14 protein-coding genes are annotated in these 16,148 nt (G+C 71.6%); 7 read left to right on the top strand and 7 right to left on the bottom strand.

Annotated elements, in window-relative coordinates:
* Positions 1-64: 64 nt before the first annotated feature.
* A complete protein-coding gene (locus AQI94_RS26665; RefSeq protein WP_031061452.1) occupies positions 65-1,486 on the top strand; it encodes a family 43 glycosylhydrolase in 1,422 nt (473 codons plus the stop codon).
* Positions 1,487-1,553: 67 nt separating this feature from the next.
* On the top strand, positions 1,554-1,862 hold the full coding sequence (locus AQI94_RS26660; protein ID WP_031061449.1) for a DUF3040 domain-containing protein: 309 nt from the start codon (positions 1,554-1,556) through the stop codon (positions 1,860-1,862).
* A gap of 3 nt (positions 1,863-1,865) precedes the next feature.
* On the opposite strand, the gene AQI94_RS26655 is transcribed toward AQI94_RS26660, so the two are convergent.
* Positions 1,866-2,438 (bottom strand): HAD-IIIA family hydrolase, encoded by a 573-nt coding sequence (locus tag AQI94_RS26655; RefSeq protein WP_062229966.1) that lies wholly within the window; start codon positions 2,436-2,438, stop codon positions 1,866-1,868.
* A gap of 167 nt (positions 2,439-2,605) precedes the next feature.
* On the opposite strand from AQI94_RS26655, the gene AQI94_RS26650 reads away from it, so the two are divergent.
* Positions 2,606-3,037, top strand: a complete 432-nt coding sequence (locus tag AQI94_RS26650) for an SRPBCC family protein (protein WP_031050215.1) — start codon at positions 2,606-2,608, stop codon at positions 3,035-3,037.
* Positions 3,038-3,096: 59 nt separating this feature from the next.
* Here the strand turns inward: AQI94_RS26650 and AQI94_RS26645 are convergent, their stop codons facing one another.
* The 5 genes from AQI94_RS26645 to AQI94_RS26625 all read right to left on the bottom strand — a co-directional run bounded on the left by AQI94_RS26645 (position 3,097) and on the right by AQI94_RS26625 (position 9,772).
* Positions 3,097-4,245, bottom strand: coding sequence for an XdhC family protein (locus AQI94_RS26645; RefSeq protein WP_031050212.1), 1,149 nt, complete (start codon positions 4,243-4,245; stop codon positions 3,097-3,099).
* Positions 4,246-4,291: 46 nt separating this feature from the next.
* Positions 4,292-5,749: an NCS2 family permease gene (locus AQI94_RS26640; protein ID WP_031050209.1), complete on the bottom strand. Its 1,458-nt coding sequence runs from the start codon at positions 5,747-5,749 to the stop codon at positions 4,292-4,294.
* Between the two features lie 171 nt (positions 5,750-5,920).
* Complete coding sequence (locus AQI94_RS26635) at positions 5,921-8,311, bottom strand: xanthine dehydrogenase family protein molybdopterin-binding subunit (protein WP_031050206.1); 2,391 nt, start codon at positions 8,309-8,311, stop codon at positions 5,921-5,923.
* Between the two features lies 1 nt (position 8,312).
* Positions 8,313-8,882, bottom strand: coding sequence for a (2Fe-2S)-binding protein (locus AQI94_RS26630; RefSeq protein WP_031050203.1), 570 nt, complete (start codon positions 8,880-8,882; stop codon positions 8,313-8,315).
* Positions 8,882-9,772, bottom strand: coding sequence for an FAD binding domain-containing protein (locus AQI94_RS26625; protein WP_031050200.1), 891 nt, complete (start codon positions 9,770-9,772; stop codon positions 8,882-8,884). Before AQI94_RS26625 ends, AQI94_RS26630 begins: the two co-directional genes overlap by 1 nt.
* 344 nt (positions 9,773-10,116) lie before the next feature.
* Here AQI94_RS26625 and AQI94_RS26620 point away from each other — a divergent pair, with 344 nt between their 5' ends.
* Together AQI94_RS26620 and AQI94_RS26615 are read left to right on the top strand one after the other, a co-directional pair.
* Positions 10,117-11,793 carry a PucR family transcriptional regulator gene (locus AQI94_RS26620; protein ID WP_062229965.1) on the top strand — a complete coding sequence of 559 codons (1,677 nt, stop codon included), beginning with the start codon at positions 10,117-10,119 and terminating at the stop codon, positions 11,791-11,793.
* A gap of 127 nt (positions 11,794-11,920) precedes the next feature.
* Positions 11,921-12,694: a hypothetical protein gene (locus tag AQI94_RS26615; RefSeq protein WP_031051529.1), complete on the top strand. Its 774-nt coding sequence runs from the start codon at positions 11,921-11,923 to the stop codon at positions 12,692-12,694.
* Between the two features lie 202 nt (positions 12,695-12,896).
* Here AQI94_RS26615 and AQI94_RS26610 read toward each other — a convergent pair whose 3' ends face one another.
* Complete coding sequence (locus AQI94_RS26610; protein ID WP_031051531.1) at positions 12,897-13,703, bottom strand: GntR family transcriptional regulator; 807 nt, start codon at positions 13,701-13,703, stop codon at positions 12,897-12,899.
* 167 nt (positions 13,704-13,870) lie between these two features.
* On the opposite strand from AQI94_RS26610, the gene AQI94_RS26605 reads away from it, so the two are divergent.
* Together AQI94_RS26605 and AQI94_RS26600 are read left to right on the top strand one after the other, a co-directional pair.
* Entirely contained in the window at positions 13,871-14,746 is an 876-nt protein-coding gene (locus tag AQI94_RS26605) for a (2Fe-2S)-binding protein (RefSeq protein ID WP_031051533.1), read from the top strand.
* 314 nt (positions 14,747-15,060) lie between these two features.
* On the top strand, positions 15,061-16,095 hold the full coding sequence (locus tag AQI94_RS26600) for a DUF2637 domain-containing protein (RefSeq protein ID WP_031051535.1): 1,035 nt from the start codon (positions 15,061-15,063) through the stop codon (positions 16,093-16,095).
* Positions 16,096-16,148: the final 53 nt, after the last annotated feature.

The following is a 16,148-nucleotide window of genomic DNA, read 5'->3' as shown; positions in this document are numbered from 1 at the left end:
CGGACAGGGTGGCGACGACTCGATCTGGAGAACTCCCTTGGGGCGCACCGCAGTCCGGCTGCTCATGGCCGTCCTCATCGGCCTTGCCGCCGCATTGGCCGGACCCGGAGGCACGGCGCACGCCGCCGTGCCCGACTCCCCCGCCGTGACCTACACCAACCCGGTCGCCGAGAAGCGGGCCGACCCGCACATCTTCAAACACACCGACGGCTACTACTACTTCACCGCGACCGTGCCCGAGTACGACCGGATCGTGCTGCGCCGGGCGACCACCATCCAGGGGCTGTCGACGGCCCCCGAGACCACGATCTGGACCAAGCACGCCGCCGGGGTCATGGGCGCGCACATCTGGGCCCCGGAGATCCACTTCATCGACGGCAAGTGGTACGTGTACTTCGCCGCCGGATCGACGAGTGACGTGTGGGCGATCCGCATGTACGTCCTCGAAGGCACCGGGGCCAACCCGCTCACCGCGACCTGGACCGAGAAGGGCCAGATCAGGACCACCTGGGAGAGCTTCTCGCTGGACGCGACGACCTTCGTCGTCAACGGTGTGCGCTACCTGGCGTGGGCGCAGCGCAACCCGTCCGAGGACAACAACACCAGCATCTTCATCGCCAAGTTGGCCAACCCCTGGACCATCAGCGGGACTCCGGCCGAGCTGTCCCGGCCGACGCTGTCCTGGGAGACGGTCGGCTACAAGGTCAACGAGGGCCCGGCGCTGATCCAGCACGGCGGCAAGGTGTTCCTGACGTACTCCGCGTCCGCCACCGACGCCAACTACTGCCTGGGCATGCTGACCGCGTCCGCCACGGCCGACCTGACGAACCCGGCGTCCTGGACGAAGAGCCAGAGTCCGGTGTTCCGGTCCAGCGCCGCCACCTCGCAGTACGGCCCGGGGCACAACTCCTTCACCACGTCCGAGGACGGCAGGTCGGACATCCTCGTCTACCACGACCGCGGCTACAAGGACATCAGCGGCGACCCCCTGAACGACCCCAACCGCCGTACCCGCGTGCAGAAGGTCTACTGGAAGGCCGACGGCACCCCGGACTTCGGCATCCCGGTCGCCGACGGCGTCACCCCGAAGCGCTTCTCGTCGTACAACTTCGCGGACCGGTTCGTGCGGCACTGGGAGTACCGCGCGAGGATCGAGGCGAACGTCTCGCCGCTCGCCGACTCGCAGTTCCGGGTCGTCACCGGTCTCGCCGGCGGCGGCACGGTCTCCCTGGAGTCCGCCAACCTTCCCGGCTACTACCTGCGGCACAAGAACTTCGAGGTGTGGCTGGAGAAGAACGACGGGACGACGGCCTTCGCCTCCGACGCCTCCTTCCACCAGCGGGCCGGGCTCGCGGACGCGGCGGGAGTCTCGTACGAGTCCGTCAACTACCCGGGCCGCTACCTGCGGCACTACGACTACCTGCTGTACGTGCAGACCCCGGGCACGGCCACCGACCAGGCGGACGCGACCTTCCACGCCCAGTGACCGGACGGTTCGCGGGTCCTTCTGCGGGCACTGGTAGAGGGAGGCTGCGGATTCACGAGGAGCGACAGTGACGACAGGGCGACTCCCCGATCACGAACAGCACATCCTGGACGAGATGGAACGCGCCCTGCGCCGCGACCGCCGTCTGGCCCGCCGGATGCGCACAGCGCGGTCGCGCCGAGGGCCGGACCTGTCCCGGGTGGCCAGGTACCGGCCGCACGTCCTGACCGTGAGCCTGCTGCTCGCGATGTCGATCGGACTGATGGTGACGGGGATCGTCACCTCGCGGCCCGCGGTGATCTGGGCCTTCGCGGCCGTCTGGCCGCTGGCCCTGTTCGCGGTGTTCCGACTGCTGTACCGCTGGACCGAACGCTGAGCCTCAGGCCTCGCCGGTCTCGAAGGCCGACTCGATCGGCCGCTCGTCGACCAGGACCCGCCCCCGTGGCGGCCCGGTGAGCAGCGCGCGTACGGCGGTCAGCACGTCCGGCGCCACATGACCGGCCCGTGCCGTCTCCTCCGGCAGGGTCCGCTCGTCGGGTACGAGGATCCCGTGGGCGCCCACCCGGGCCGCTGCCTCGGCGTCCGCGGCGGTGCCGACGACCGCGCAGTCGGCCGGCGCGGTGCACACCCGGCCCGCCGCCCACAGGAGCAGGCCCGGTTCGGGCGGACGGCAGTGGCAGCCCTCGTCGGGCCCGTGCGGGCACACTCCCCAGACGTCGAAGGGGCCGAGCAGTTCGTCGACGCGGTGGTTGACGGCCCGTACGTCGGCGTCGCCGAGTCGCCCGTGTCCGATGCCCGGTTGCAGGGCCACGAACCCGGTGCGGACGCCGTGCAGGCGCAGCAGGCCGAGCGCCTCACCGGCACCGGGCGCGGCGCGCAGCCGGCCGGGCTCGGGCGGGTCTCCGGCGAGGATGCTGTCCCGGTCGAACAGCACCGTACGCACGCGCGTCATGCGGTCACCTCCCGGCTCTCACGGCACTTCTTCCCCTCAACGGGTAACCGTGCGGGGCCGGTCCATGCGGCGGCCCGTCCCGCGGTTCGCCGGCCACGGGGCCTCCCGTGCGGCCGCGCTCTTCCTGAAATCCCCGCTGAACAGGACTGATTCCCTAGGATCAGCTCGTGGTCACCTTCCTCCTCGAACGTACGGCCCCGCTCTCCCAGGACGAGGCCTGGCGCCGCCTCACGGAGTGGCCCCGCCACGGCGAGGTCGTCCCCCTGACGCGCGTCACCGTCGTGCCGCCGGGGCCGACGGCCGAGGGCACGCTCGTCGTCGCCCGTTCGGGGGTCGGCCCGCTCGGCTTCGACGACCCCATGGAGGTCACGGTCTGGCGCCCGCCGGCGGAGGGCGTCTCCGGCCTGTGCCGACTGGAGAAGCGCGGCCGGGTGGTGCGGGGCTGGGCCGAACTGGAGGTGCACCCGGGCCCGGGCGGCCGGGCGCGCGTGATCTGGCGGGAGACGCTGCGGTGTCCCCTGGTCCCCGAACCCTTGCTGGGCGTGGCCGCCCGGTCGATGTTCGGACGAGCGCTGAACCGGCTGCTGCGGGGGTCATGACGGGCGGTTGCCGGTACGTCCGTGCGAGTGGGCGGCGGACTCGCCCGGCGGTGCGGTGCTCAGGCCACCGACCCGATCCGCCGGGCCGGGACCGACGTCACGTCGTGATGGATCGGCGTGTGCGCGCCGGTCAGGGAGACCCCGCTGCCGCCCCGCCGGGCCGCCACGATCTCCGCGGCGATCGACAGGGCCGTCTCCTCGGGCGTACGGGCGCCGAGATCGAGGCCGATGGGTGACCGCAGCCGCGCCAACTCCAGCTCGCTCACGCCGACTTCGCGGAGGCGTTCGTTGCGGTCCAGGTGGGTGCGGCGGGAGCCCATGGCGCCCACGTAGGCGACCGGGAGCCTGAGGGCCAGTCGCAGCAGGGGGACGTCGAACTTGGCGTCGTGGGTGAGGACGCACAGGACGGTCCGGGTGTCGACCTCGGTGTGCTCCAGGTACCGGTGCGGCCACTCGACGACTATCTCGTCGGCGTCCGGGAAGCGCGCCTCGGTCGCGAACACGGGACGCGCGTCGCACACGGTGACCCGGTAGCCGAGGAACTTGCCGACCCGCACCAGCGCCGACGCGAAGTCGATCGCGCCGAACACGATCATCCGGGGCGGCGGTACCGAGGACTCGATCAGCACGGTGAGCGGGGCCCCGCAGCGGGAGCCCTGTTCGCCGATCTCCAGGGTGCCGGTGCGGCCCGCGTCCAGGAAGGCGCCGGCCTCGGCGGCGACGGTGCGGTCCAGTTCGGGGTGGGCGCCGAAACCGCCGTAGGACCTCTCCGGCCGTACGACGAGTGTGCGGCCGACGAGTTCTGCCGAGCCGGAGACGATCCGCGCCAGCGCTGCCGCCCGGCCCCGCGCCGCGGCTTCCAGGGCGGCCGCGACCACCGGGCGGTCACGGTCGCGGGCCCTGACCGGGGTGACGAGGATGTCGATGACGCCCCCGCAGGTCAGGCCGACGGCGAAGGCGTCCTCGTCGCTGTAGCCGAAGCGTTCGAGGACCGACTCCCCGTCCTTGAGCGCCTGTTGGCACAGCTCGTACACCGCCCCCTCCACACAGCCGCCGGAGACCGAGCCGATAGCCGTGCCCTCGGCGTCCACCGCGAGGGCGGCGCCGGGCTGGCGGGGCGCGCTGCCGCCGACGGCCACCACGGTGGCCACGGCGAAGTCACGTCCCTGCTCGACCCACCGGTGCAGCTCGTCGGCGATGTCCAGCATGTCTCGGTCTCCTTCACAGCGGTTGCGTACAGGTGCGTTCGGGCGGCTAGTGCACGCCCATCCAGCTCTCGATCGGGTTGAGGGCGTAGTACACCAGGAAGATCGCCGTCAGTCCCCACATGAAGGCGCCGATCTCGCGCGCCTTGCCCTGCGCGACCTTGATCGCGACATAGGAGATGACGCCCGCGGCGACGCCCGCGGTGATCGAGTAGGTGAACGGCATGATCACGACGGTCAGGAAGACCGGGATCGCGGTGGCGCGGTCGGCCCAGTCGACGTGGCGGGCGTTCATCATCATCATGGCGCCGATCACCACGAGGGCGGCGGCCGCGACCTCGCCGGGCACGATCGCCGTGAGCGGGGTGAAGAAGAGACAGGCCGCGAAGAACAGGCCGGTGACGACGGAGGACAGGCCGGTGCGGGCGCCTTCCCCGACCCCGGTGGCCGACTCGACGAAGACCGTCTGCCCGGAGGCACCGGCCACCCCGCCGATCGCGCCGCCCGCGCCGTCGATGAACAGCGCCTTGGACAGGCCCGGCATGCGGCCCTGCGCATCGGCGAGCTTCGCCTCGGTGCCGACGCCGATGATGGTGGCCATCGCGTCGAAGAACCCGGCGAGCACCAGCGTGAACACGATCATGCCGACCGTCATCGCGCCGACCTCGCCCCAGCCGCCGAACTCCACCTTCCCGAAGATCGAGAAGTCCGGCATGGAGACCGCGCTGCCGTGCAGTTCGGGAGCGCCGCTCGCCCACTGCTTCGGGGCGACGGCCCCGGCGGCGTTGAGGACGACGGCCAGTACGGTCCCGCCGAGGATGCCGATCAGGATCGCGCCGGGGACGCCGCGCGCCTGGAGCATGAAGATGGCGAGGAGGGTGACGGCGAACAACAGGACGGGCCAGCCCGCGAGTTCACCCGTGGGGCCGAGGGTCACCGGGGTGGCCTTGCCCTGGTGGACGAAGCCGGCCTTGTAGAAGCCGATCAGGGCGACGAACAGGCCGATGCCCATGGTGATGGCGTGCTTGAGGGCCAGCGGGATAGCGTTCATGATCATCTCGCGCAGGCCGGTGACGACCAGCAGCATGATGACCACGCCGTACATCACGCACATGCCCATGGCCTGCGGCCAGGTCATGACGGGGACGACCTGCGAGGACAGCACGCCGGAGACGGAGAGGCCGGCGGCGAGCGCGAGGGGCACCTTGCCGAAGAAGCCCATCAGCAGTGTGGTGAGGGCCGCCGCGAACGCGGTCGCGGTGATGAGCGCCTTCTGGCCGAGCGTGTCCCCCGCCGCGTCCTTGCCGGACAGGATCAGGGGGTTGAGCAGGAGGATGTACGCCATCGCCATGAAGGTGGTGACGCCGCCGCGGAGTTCACGCGCGACGGTGGATCCTCGCCGGGATATGTGGAAGTACCGGTCGAGCCAGGACCTGCCGGCCGGGACGCGGGTGCCTTCTCCCGCGTCGTCGGCGGTGGTCGCCGGCTCCAGTTGCTGCTGGGTCATGTGGGCCTACTCCCAAGGTTCACAGGGGCACCCGTCAACCGCCTCTGCGGCTGCGGGATTTGGGAAGGTGCTTCGGCCGCACGACCCGGGGGACGGCCCGAGACGAACGATCTGGGTACTCCGGGCGGCGCGGCGAGGTGTGACGTTCCCGGTGCCGCCCGGAGGGACTTGCTAGGCCGTGCCCGTGAGGTGTTCCGGGCGTACCGGCGTCCTGTTCAGCTCCAGCCCCGTCGCGTTGCGGATCGCCGCGAGGACGGCCGGGGTGGAGGACAGGGTGGGTGCCTCGCCGATGCCGCGCAGCCCGTACGGCGCGTGGTCGTCGGCGAGTTCGAGCACGTCGACGGGGATGGTCGGCGTGTCGAGGATCGTGGGGATCAGGTAGTCCGTGAAGGAGGGGTTCCTGACCTTCGCCGTCTTCGGGTCGACGATGATCTCCTCCATCACCGCGATGCCCAGGCCCTGGGTCGTGCCGCCCTGGATCTGGCCGATGACGGACAGCGGGTTGAGGGCCTTGCCGACGTCCTGCGCACAGGCCAGCTCGATGACCTTGACCAGCCCGAGCTCGGTGTCGACCTCGACGACCGCGCGGTGGGCGGCGAAGGAGTACTGGACGTGTCCGAAGCCCTGCCCGGTGCGCAGGTCGAAGGCCTCGGTCGGCCGGTGCCGCCACTCGGCCTCGACCTCGACGGACTCGCCCTCCAGCACGTCGGCCAGGTCCGCGAGGACCTCACCGCCGTCGGTGACGACCTTGCCGCCCTCCAGGAGCAGCTCGGCGGTGGCCCAGGCGGGGTGGTAGGAGCCGAACTTGCGGCGCCCGAGCTCCAGGACCTTCTCCCTGACCAGCTCGCAGGAGTTCTTGACGGCGCCACCGGTGACGTACGTCTGACGCGAGGCCGAGGTCGAACCCGCCGAGCCCACCTGGGTGTCCGCGGGGTGGATGGTCACCTGGGTGACGCCGAGCTCGGTGCGGGCGATCTGCGCGTGGACGGTGACCCCGCCCTGCCCGACCTCCGCCATCGCGGTGTGGACGGTGGCGACGGGCTCGCCGCCGACGACCTCCATGCGCACCTTGGCGGTGGAGTAGTCGTCGAAGCCCTCGGAGAAGCCGACGTTCTTGATGCCGACCGCGTAGCCGATGCCGCGGACCACGCCTTCGCCGTGGGTGGTGTTGGACAGACCGCCCGGCAGCTGGCGTACGTCCGCCTGCTCGCCGGCCGCGAGCCACTGCTGCTCCGGAGGAAGCGGCATCGCCTTGACGCGGCGCAGGAGTTCGGCGACGGGGGCCGGCGAGTCGACGGGCTGGCCGGTCGGCATGATCGTGCCCTGTTCCATGGCGTTCAGCTGCCGGAACTCCACCCGGTCCATGCCCACCGCGTCGGCGAGCTTGTCCATCTGCGCCTCGTAGGCGAAGCACGCCTGGACCGCGCCGAAGCCGCGCATCGCGCCGCAGGGCGGGTTGTTGGTGTAGAGCGCGATGGCCTCGATGTCCACGTCGTCGACGACGTACGGGCCGATCGACAGCGAGGAGGCGTTGCCGACCACGGCCGGGGAGGCGGAGGCGTACGCGCCGCCGTCCAGGACGATCCGGCACTTGACGTGGGTCAACTTGCCCTCGCGGGTGGCCCCGTGCTCGTAGTAGAGCTTGGCGGGGTGCCGGTGGACGTGTCCGAAGAAGGACTCGAAGCGGTTGTAGACGATCTTCACGGGCTTGCCGGTGCGCAGCGCCAGCAGACAGGCGTGGATCTGCATCGACAGGTCCTCGCGGCCGCCGAAGGCACCGCCGACACCGGACAGCGTCATCCGGACCTTGCGCTCGGGCAGCCCGAGCACGGGAGCGATCTGCCGAAGGTCGGAGTGCAGCCACTGGGTGGCGATGTAGAGGTGGACGCCGCCGTCCTCGTCCGGTACGGCCAGCCCCGATTCGGGGCCGAGGAAGGCCTGGTCCTGCATGCCGAAGGTGTACTCGCCCTTGACGACGAAGTCGGCGCGCTCGGCGGCCTGTCGGGCGTCGCCGCGGAGGATCGGCTGGCGGTGCACGATGTTGGGGTGCGGGACGTGCCCGATGTGGTGGTCGTCGCGGTTCTCGTGGACGAGGATCGCGTCGGGGGCGGTCGCGGAGGCCTCGTCGGTGATGACGGGCAGTTCGCGGTACTCGACCTTGATCTTGGCGGCCGCGCGGCGGGCGGTCTCCGGGTGGTCGGCGGCGACGATCGCGACCGGCTCGCCGTGGTGACGGACCTTGCCGTGGGCGAGCACGGGGGTGTCCTGGATCTCCAGACCGTAGTTCTTCACCTCGGTCGGCAGGTCGTCGTACGTCATGACGGCGTACACGCCCGGCAGGGCCAGGGCCTCGCTGGTGTCGATGGAGACGATCTCGGCGTGCGCGACGGTCGAGCGCAGGATCTGTCCCCAGAGCATGTCCTCGTGCCACATGTCGGACGAGTACGCGAACTCGCCGGTGACCTTGAGGGTGCCGTCCGGGCGGAGCGTGGACTCGCCGATGCCGCCCTTGGTCTTCGAACCCTGGGTGATCTTGGTGGGGGTGCCGTTGGGAGTGGACATCTCAGACCGCCTCTCCCTGTCGGGCGGCCGCGAGGCGGACCGCGTCCATGATCTTCTCGTAGCCGGTGCAGCGGCACAGGTTGCCCGACAGCGCCTCGCGGATGTCCGCGTCGCTCGGGTTGGGGTTGCGCTCCAGCATCTCGTCGGCCGCGACCAGCAGCCCCGGGGTGCAGAAGCCGCACTGGACGGCACCGGCGTCGATGAACGCCTGCTGGATTGGTGCGAGTTCGGTGCCCTCGCCGGTCTGCGAGTCCTGGCCCTTGGCGGCCCAGTCCTGGGCGTCCTGGAGCGAGGTCCCGCACGAGGAACCGCAGGAGCGCTGCTTCGCGTAGTCGGCGAGCCCCTCGACGGTGACGACCTCGCGGCCCTCGACCTGGCCGGCGGCGACCAGGCAGGAACACACCGGGACGCCGTCGAGACGGACCGTGCAGGACCCGCACTCGCCCTGCTCGCAGGCGTTCTTCGAGCCGGGCAGCCCGAGCCGCTCGCGCAGCACGTACAGCAGGGACTCGCCCTCCCACACGTCGTCGGCTTCCTGCGGACGTCCGTTGACAGTGAAGTTGACGCGCATTACGCAGCTCCCTCCGTGGCGGCGGCGGTGCCGCGGTACGACTCCCAGGCCCAGGTCAGCGTGCGGCGGGCCATGATGCCGACCGCGTGGCGGCGGTAGCTCGCCGTGCCCCGGACGTCGTCGATCGGGTTGCAGGAGGCGGCGCACAGGTCCGCGAACTGCTTGGCGACCGACGGGGTGATGATCTTGCCGTTGTCCCAGAACCCGCCCTCGTCGAGAGCGGCGTTCAGGAATTCCTCGGCGGCCTTGGCCCGAACGGGTGTGGGAGCCGCGGAGCCGATGCCCGTCCGCACGGTCCGCGTCTCGGGGTGCAGCGCGAGCCCGAAGGCGCACACGGCGATGACCATGGCGTTGCGGGTGCCGACCTTGGAGTACTGCTGGGGCCCGTCCGCCTTCTTGATGTGCACGGCGCGGATGAGCTCGTCGGCCGCCAGCGCGTTGCGCTTCACGCCGGTGTAGAACGCGTCGATCGGGATGAGCCGCGATCCGCGCACCGACTCGACCTCGACCTCGGCGCCGGCCGCGAGGAGGGCGGGGTGGGCGTCACCGGCCGGGGAGGCGGTGCCGAGGTTGCCGCCGACGCCGCCGCGGTTGCGGATCTGCGGGGAGGCCACGGTGTGCGAGGCGAGGGCCAGGCCCGGGAGCTCGCCGCGCAGGCTCTCCATGATCCGGGTGTACGGCACGGAGGCGCCGAGCCGCACGGTGTCCTCGCCGACCTCCCACTCGGTGAGGTCGGCGATGCGGTTCAGGTCGAGCAGGTACTCGGGCCGCCGATGGTCGAAGTTGATCTCGACCATCACGTCGGTGCCGCCCGCGATGGGCACAGCGGTGGGGTGCTCGGCCTTGGCGGCGAGCGCCTCCTCCCAGCTGGCGGGGCGAAGGAAGTCCATGACCGGCTCTCTTCTTCGTCTTGGGGGTCGTACGGATCGAGCCAGATCGTGTGCGGCGGGCCCGGCTCGTTCATGTGGTGTTCACGTGGCGTGGAGTCAGTACACAGCGGCGTGCTCCGACGGGGTCAGTCACGGAAACCATGAAGGAGTTGGCTGGTCGCGACCGTCATCTTGTAGATTCGTATGAACGGAGGGACTCAGTAACCTCTATGTTTTCCTGCGGAAACGTGCGACACGGCCCACGTGACCTGGGACACAGCACCGGAGGCGGCAGCGGCCGTTCCTCCCTCCACCGGACCCCTTCTCCATCGTAGATTTCGAGACAAAGAACGGCGGCGACGAGAATGCGGCTGCGCGCACTGCTGGACACCGACGCGCTGGGCCTGCGGCTGCTCGGCGGCGAGGACGAACTGGACCGCACCGTGCGCGGTGTGATGACCACGGACCTGCGCGACCCCAGCCGCTACCTCTCCGGCGGGGAACTGGTCCTGACGGGCCTCGCCTGGCGCCGGGACGCCGCCGACTCGGAGCCTTTCGTACGACTCCTGGTGCAGGCCGGAGTCGTGGCGCTGGCGGCCGGCGAGGCGGAGCTGGGCGATGTCCCGGAGGACCTGGTCGTCGCCTGCGCCAGGCACCGTCTGCCCTTGTTCGCGGTGCACGAGTCGGTGGCCTTCGCGACGATCACCGAGCATGTCGTACGGCAGGTCTCGGGCGAGCGCGCGGGCGACCTGGCGGCCGTGGTGGACCGCCACCGCCGCATGATGACCTCGGGTCCGGCGGGCGGCGGCCCGGACGTGGTCCTCGACCTCCTCGGCTCGGACCTGGACCTGCGCGCCTGGGTCCTCTCCCCGACCGGCCGGCTGATCGCGGGCCCGAAGGTGGCGGGCCCCGGCCTGCCCGCGGACACCTGCGCGAAGCTCGCGGCGGAGCACCTGGCCGCGGCCCGCACCGGCCGCCGCGGCCCCCACAGAGTCACGCTCGGCCCGTCGGTGTACTCCCTCTTCCCGGTCCGCAGCAGCGGCGGCCGCTCCTCCCGCGCCTCCAGGGACGTGCGCGAGACCGTCCTGTCCGACTGGCTGCTGGCGGTGGAGGCGGACGCCGGTGACTGGCCGGAGGAGCGCCTGGACCTCCTGCAGGGCGTCACCCAGCTGATCGCCGTCGAGCGGGACCGCAGGGACGCGGCCCGCACGGTCCGCCGCCGGCTGGCCCAGGAGGTCCTGGAACTGGTCCAGACCGGAGCGGCACCGGCCGAGATCGCCGCCCGTCTGCGGGTCGCCGCCCCGGTCCTCCTCCCCGGCCTGGGAGCGGCCCCGCACTGGCAGGTCGTGGTGGCGAGGGTCGAGTGGCAGGACGGCGAGCTGGAGGGCGGCCCGATGGCGCAGTCCCTCCTGGAGGAGATCCTGGTGGACCCGTCGGCCACCGGCCCCGAACCCTCCGACCGCATCGCGGTGGCCCACACCGGCGACGAGGCGATCGCGCTGGTCCCCCTCCCCGCGGTCTCGACCGAGCACGACGGCTCGGAGTCGGGCATCCTCGCGGACGCGCTGCTGGAATCGGTCCGCGAACCCCTGTCGGCCGGCCTGGACGACGACGGCAGGGTCACCCTGGGCGTCAGCGCCTCGGTGCACTCGGCGGAGGGCCTGCGCGGCGCGCTGGAGGAGGCCCGGCACGCCCGCAGGGTGGCGGCCGCCCGCGCCGGCAGAGTCTGCGCGGCAGGACACCAGGAGCTGGCCTCGCACGTCCTGCTGCTGCCCTTCGTGCCGGACGACGTACGCCGCGCCTTCACGGCCCGCCTCCTCGACCCGCTCCGGGACTACGACCGCCGCCACCGGGCCGAGCTGATCCCCACCCTGGAGGCCTTCCTGGACTGCGACGGCTCCTGGACCCGCTGCGCGACCCGCCTCCACCTGCACGTCAACACGCTGCGCTACCGCGTCGGGCGGATCGAGCAGTTGACGAGCCGCGACCTCTCACGCCTTGAGGACAAGCTGGATTTCTTCCTGGCACTGCGGATGAGCTGAGACCTCGGGGACCCCGGAGTCCCACGACTTTGTGAATTCCTTCACCCACCCCCTTGGCCAGGCCCGTCGTTTCGTGCTGAGATGCCGCCACCACTCAAAGCTCGACGGCGCGCTCGGGGAGGGCAACGTGGCGTATACCGCCATGTCTGGTAACGGAACGACCGCCGGTGACGATCCACTCCAGACCGCGGTATGGCGGCTGCGCTCCCGGGCCTGCTGGGCCGACGCGGCCGCCCTGCTCCAACCGGTCACGGCGCCCGCGGCCCTGCAGAGAGCGGGCCTGCTGGTGGAACGCTGCCTGTACACGGAGCAGGGCTGGCCGGAGGCGGAGGACGCGCTGCGCACCGCCGAGGCGCTGGCCCACAGCGACGACGAACGGGGAGCGGCCGCTTGTGAACGAGGGCAGCTTGCGTACGCCTCGACGCTCCACGGGGTCCGTGACCGCGCGGACGAGGCGAGGGCGGCGCTGGGCCGGGCGGCTGCGCTGATCGCCCCGGGGGCGCGGGGAAGGGCTCTGCTGGACTTCCGCCGGGGCCTGTTGGCGGAGAACCTGTCCCAGGCCCCCCAGGCGGCCCGGGCGGCCTACCGCCGGGCCCACGCGGGCGCCACGGCGCACTCCGACCCTCTGCTGCTGTCCTTCACCTGGCGCCATCTCGCCGGACTCGCCCTGCGGGAGGGTGAGTTGGCCGAGGCGCGGCACGGGTTCGCCGAATCGCTCAGGATCCGCGAGGAGTTGGGCTATCTGGTGGGCACGGCACCGGCGCTGGCCTCGCTGGCGGACGCGGAGGTGGAACCGGAGGCGTCCCGGCTGCGCGAGGAGGCGCGGCGGCTGTACCAACTGCTGGGAGGCGTACCCACGTGGCTGGCACGGCAGTTGACGCCACCGGCGGCCACGGCGTAGGGGCGGGTCACTTCGGGTCGCCCAGGGGGTGCCGGGTCCGGTTGTCGGGCGGGTGCGGGTTCGATGGGGCCGGGCGCGCAGTTCCCCGCGCCCCTGGGGGGTGCAGTGACCCCCGCTCTGAACCGGACCGTGGCTCGCCGCAGGTGGCAGGGGTGCGGGGAACTGCGCGACCAGCCCCCACCGGGGCGCAGGTCTCCGCCCCTCAGGTTCCGCCCGCGAAATGCCCGGCCACCAGTCGCCGCACCACATCCAGGTCCCGGGCGATCAACGCGTCCAGCAGTGTGGTGTGTTCCGCCGCGTCCGCGATCAGGTCCGCCCGCCCGCGCGTGGCGGATCCGCCCACCAGCGGCCACTGCGACCGCCGGTGCAGGTCCTCGGAGATCTGCACCAGTTGCTCGTTCCCCGACAGCAGCAGCACCGCACGGTGGAACGCCCGGTCGGCCTTGGCGTACGTGGCCCGGCACCCCGAGGACGCGGCCCGCACCGTCGCCTCCGCCATCGGCCGCAGCTCCGCCCAGCGATCCACCGGCACGCTCCGCGCCAGCCGCAGCACCACCGGCACCTCGATCAGCGCCCGCACCTCGGCCAGTTCGGCCAGCTCGCGAGCACCCCGCTCGACCACCCGGAACCCACGGTTGGGAACGACCTCGACGGCCCCCTCCAGCGCGAGCTGCTGCATGGCCTCGCGCACGGGCGTCGCCGACACCCCGAACCGCTCTCCGAGCGCGGGCGCCGAGTAGACCTCTCCGGGCCGCAATTCCCCCGCGAGCAGCGCGGTGCGCAGGGCGTCGAGGATCTGGCCCCGCACCGAGGCCCGCTGCACGACCGGCCGGGGAATCGGCACCTCGCTGTGGGTGTGCTCGCCCCGGGCCCCGGAGTCCGCCTCGCCCCGGGCCCGCAACATGTCGGAGGCCCGCAGCTGCGGCGGCACCCGTACCGATCCCGCGCCAAGGTCCACGACCCGCTCCGCACCGCCCGTCTCGGCGGAGCTCTGCGCACCCTGCTTCACGGGCCCTCCTCCGGACGTGTCGGTACTTGGGGTCATTAACGGCAGGTTGTTACTCACCCGTCAAGCACCTTAGGCGCAGAAGGCTCCAGTTCAAATCCCGAACAACTTGGTAAGGTAAGGCTTACCTCCAGACGACTGTGAAAACGACTGCGAATCGGTGGCCCCGCATGCTCACACCGCTGCCCGCCCCCCGTTCGGCCCCCGCCGTCCGCTCGGCCGTCACCGATGCCTATGCGCGCCTGACCGAGGCCCTCCCGGTACTGACGGTCACGGAGCTGTCCGAGGACACCCCGCTCCCCGCCACCGACGGCTGGGTCACCGCCGAAGCCCTCGCGGAGAACACGGCCGCCCTGGACGCCTTCCTCGCGTGGGACGACGAGCAGGTCCTCCGGGACAACGCGAAGAAGGGCCGCCCGGACGTGATAGCCGGCTTCGGTCTGCACCGCTACGCCTGGCCGGCCTGTCTCCTCTTCACGGCACCGTGGTTCCTGCACCGCCGGGTCCCCCGCTACCCCGTGTCGCACGTCTCCTACGACCGCACCCGGGGCCCGATGTCCCTCGCGGTCCGTCCCGGCTCCTTCGCCTGCCTCCCGGGCGACCCGGCGGCAGCGCTCCCCGGGGCGTACACGGTCCCCGACGAGGAGGCCCTGCGCGCCGAGCTGCGGGACGCGGTCGCCGAGCACATGGAGCCGTTGCTGGCTTCCTTCGGCCCTCGCATGCGCCGCCGCGGCCGGGCCCTGTGGGGGATGGTGACGGACGAGATCGTCGAGGGGATCTGGTACGTCGCCGGGCTCCTCGGCGAGCACGAGAAGCGCCGGGCCGAGCACGCCCTGGAGCTGCTGCTGCCCGGGACGACGAAGCCGTACGCCGGCTCTCCGGCCTTCCGGGTGCTGACCGGTCCGGACGGCGGATCCCTGCTCACCCGGGACCGGGTGAGCTGCTGCATGTACTACACCCTGGATCCCGACGACACCTGCACCACCTGTCCGCGCACCTGCGACACGGCCCGGATCGCCAAGCTCACCACGGTCGCCGCGAGTTGAGGGACCCTCAGGGGACCCCCGCCGCGGACGCCGCTGCGGGGTCCCGTAAGATCAACGCCGACTGGGACGCCCGTTCGGTTACAGGTACTTCACAACTTCCTCACTCGGCGCAGGAACTTTCCGTGGAACCACCCGTACGGGTAGTCTTATTCGAACTCAACTCCCGCCCCTCACGCGGCAGTTCGAGCAGAACGCCGCCCTGGGCAACCCCTTGCACTTCCTTGGCGGCCTCTTGCCCCGAAAACGCCTGAGGGCCGTTGGGATTGGGCCACTATGGCGGGCGTTACGCCCTATCCCAATGCAAGGGACCCCAGATGAGACTGACCGACATATCGCTGAACTGGTTGCTTCCGGGCGCCGTACTGCTCCTGGGCATGCTGGCGGCGGTGGCGGTGCTCGCGCGGAGCAAGCGGTCCGGCGGGGAGCACGCGAAAGACGACTCGTGGGAGCGGAGCGAGGAGCGCCGCAGGCGCAAGGAAGCCATATACGGCACCGCGTCCTATGTCCTCCTGTTCTGCTGTGCGGCGGTGGCGGCCGCCCTCTCCTTCCACGGCCTGGTCGGCTTCGGCCAGGAGAACCTCGGCCTCTCCAACGGCTGGGAGTACCTGGTCCCGTTCGGCCTGGACGGCGCGGCCATGTTCTGCTCCGTCCTCGCGGTGCGCGAGGCCAGCCACGGTGACGCGGCCCTCGGCTCCCGGATACTGGTGTGGACGTTCGCGGGCGCCGCGGCCTGGTTCAACTGGGTGCACGCGCCCAGGGGGTTCGGCCACGACGGCGCGCCGCAGTTCTTCTCCGGCATGTCCCTCTCGGCGGCCGTGCTGTTCGACCGCGCACTGAAGCAGACCCGCCGGGCCGCGCTGCGCGAGCAGGGTCTGGTGCCGCGTCCGCTGCCCCAGATCCGGATCGTCCGCTGGCTGAGGGCGCCGCGTGAGACGTACAAGGCCTGGTCGCTGATGCTGCTGGAGAACGTGCGCAGCCTCGACGAGGCGGTCGACGAGGTCCGCGAGGACCAGCGTCAGAAGGAGGCGGCCCGCCTCATGCGCCGCGACAAGGAGCGCGTGGAGCGGGCGCAGCTCAAGGCGATCAGCCGGGGCCACCGCGGCTTCGTCGGCCGGGGCGGCGCACGCCAGTTGGAGCAGCCGCAGGCCGCCCTGGAGCGGGCTTCCGCGGAGCCTGCGATATCCGCCCCGGAGCCGCTGCCCGTACGCCAGCGTCCCTCCCTGCAGCCGGTCCGCGGCGCGTCCGAGTCCTCCTCGGTCGACCTCACCGCGGAGGACGACACAATGGCTCTGCCGCGTCTCGACTCGCTGGAGCGCAAACTCAAGGATCTTGAGCAGCAGTTCGGCTGAGGCGAAGGCCGAGGCCTGAAGGGCGCGGCCGACAGGCCGAAGCACCACGGGAG

Origin of the sequence: Streptomyces pseudovenezuelae (assembly GCF_001513955.1) — a bacterium.
In the GTDB taxonomy this organism is placed as follows: Bacteria; Actinomycetota; Actinomycetes; order Streptomycetales; family Streptomycetaceae; genus Streptomyces; species Streptomyces pseudovenezuelae.
The sequence above is the reverse complement of the archived record's forward strand: the minus strand, read 5'-3'. Positions and strand labels throughout refer to the sequence as shown.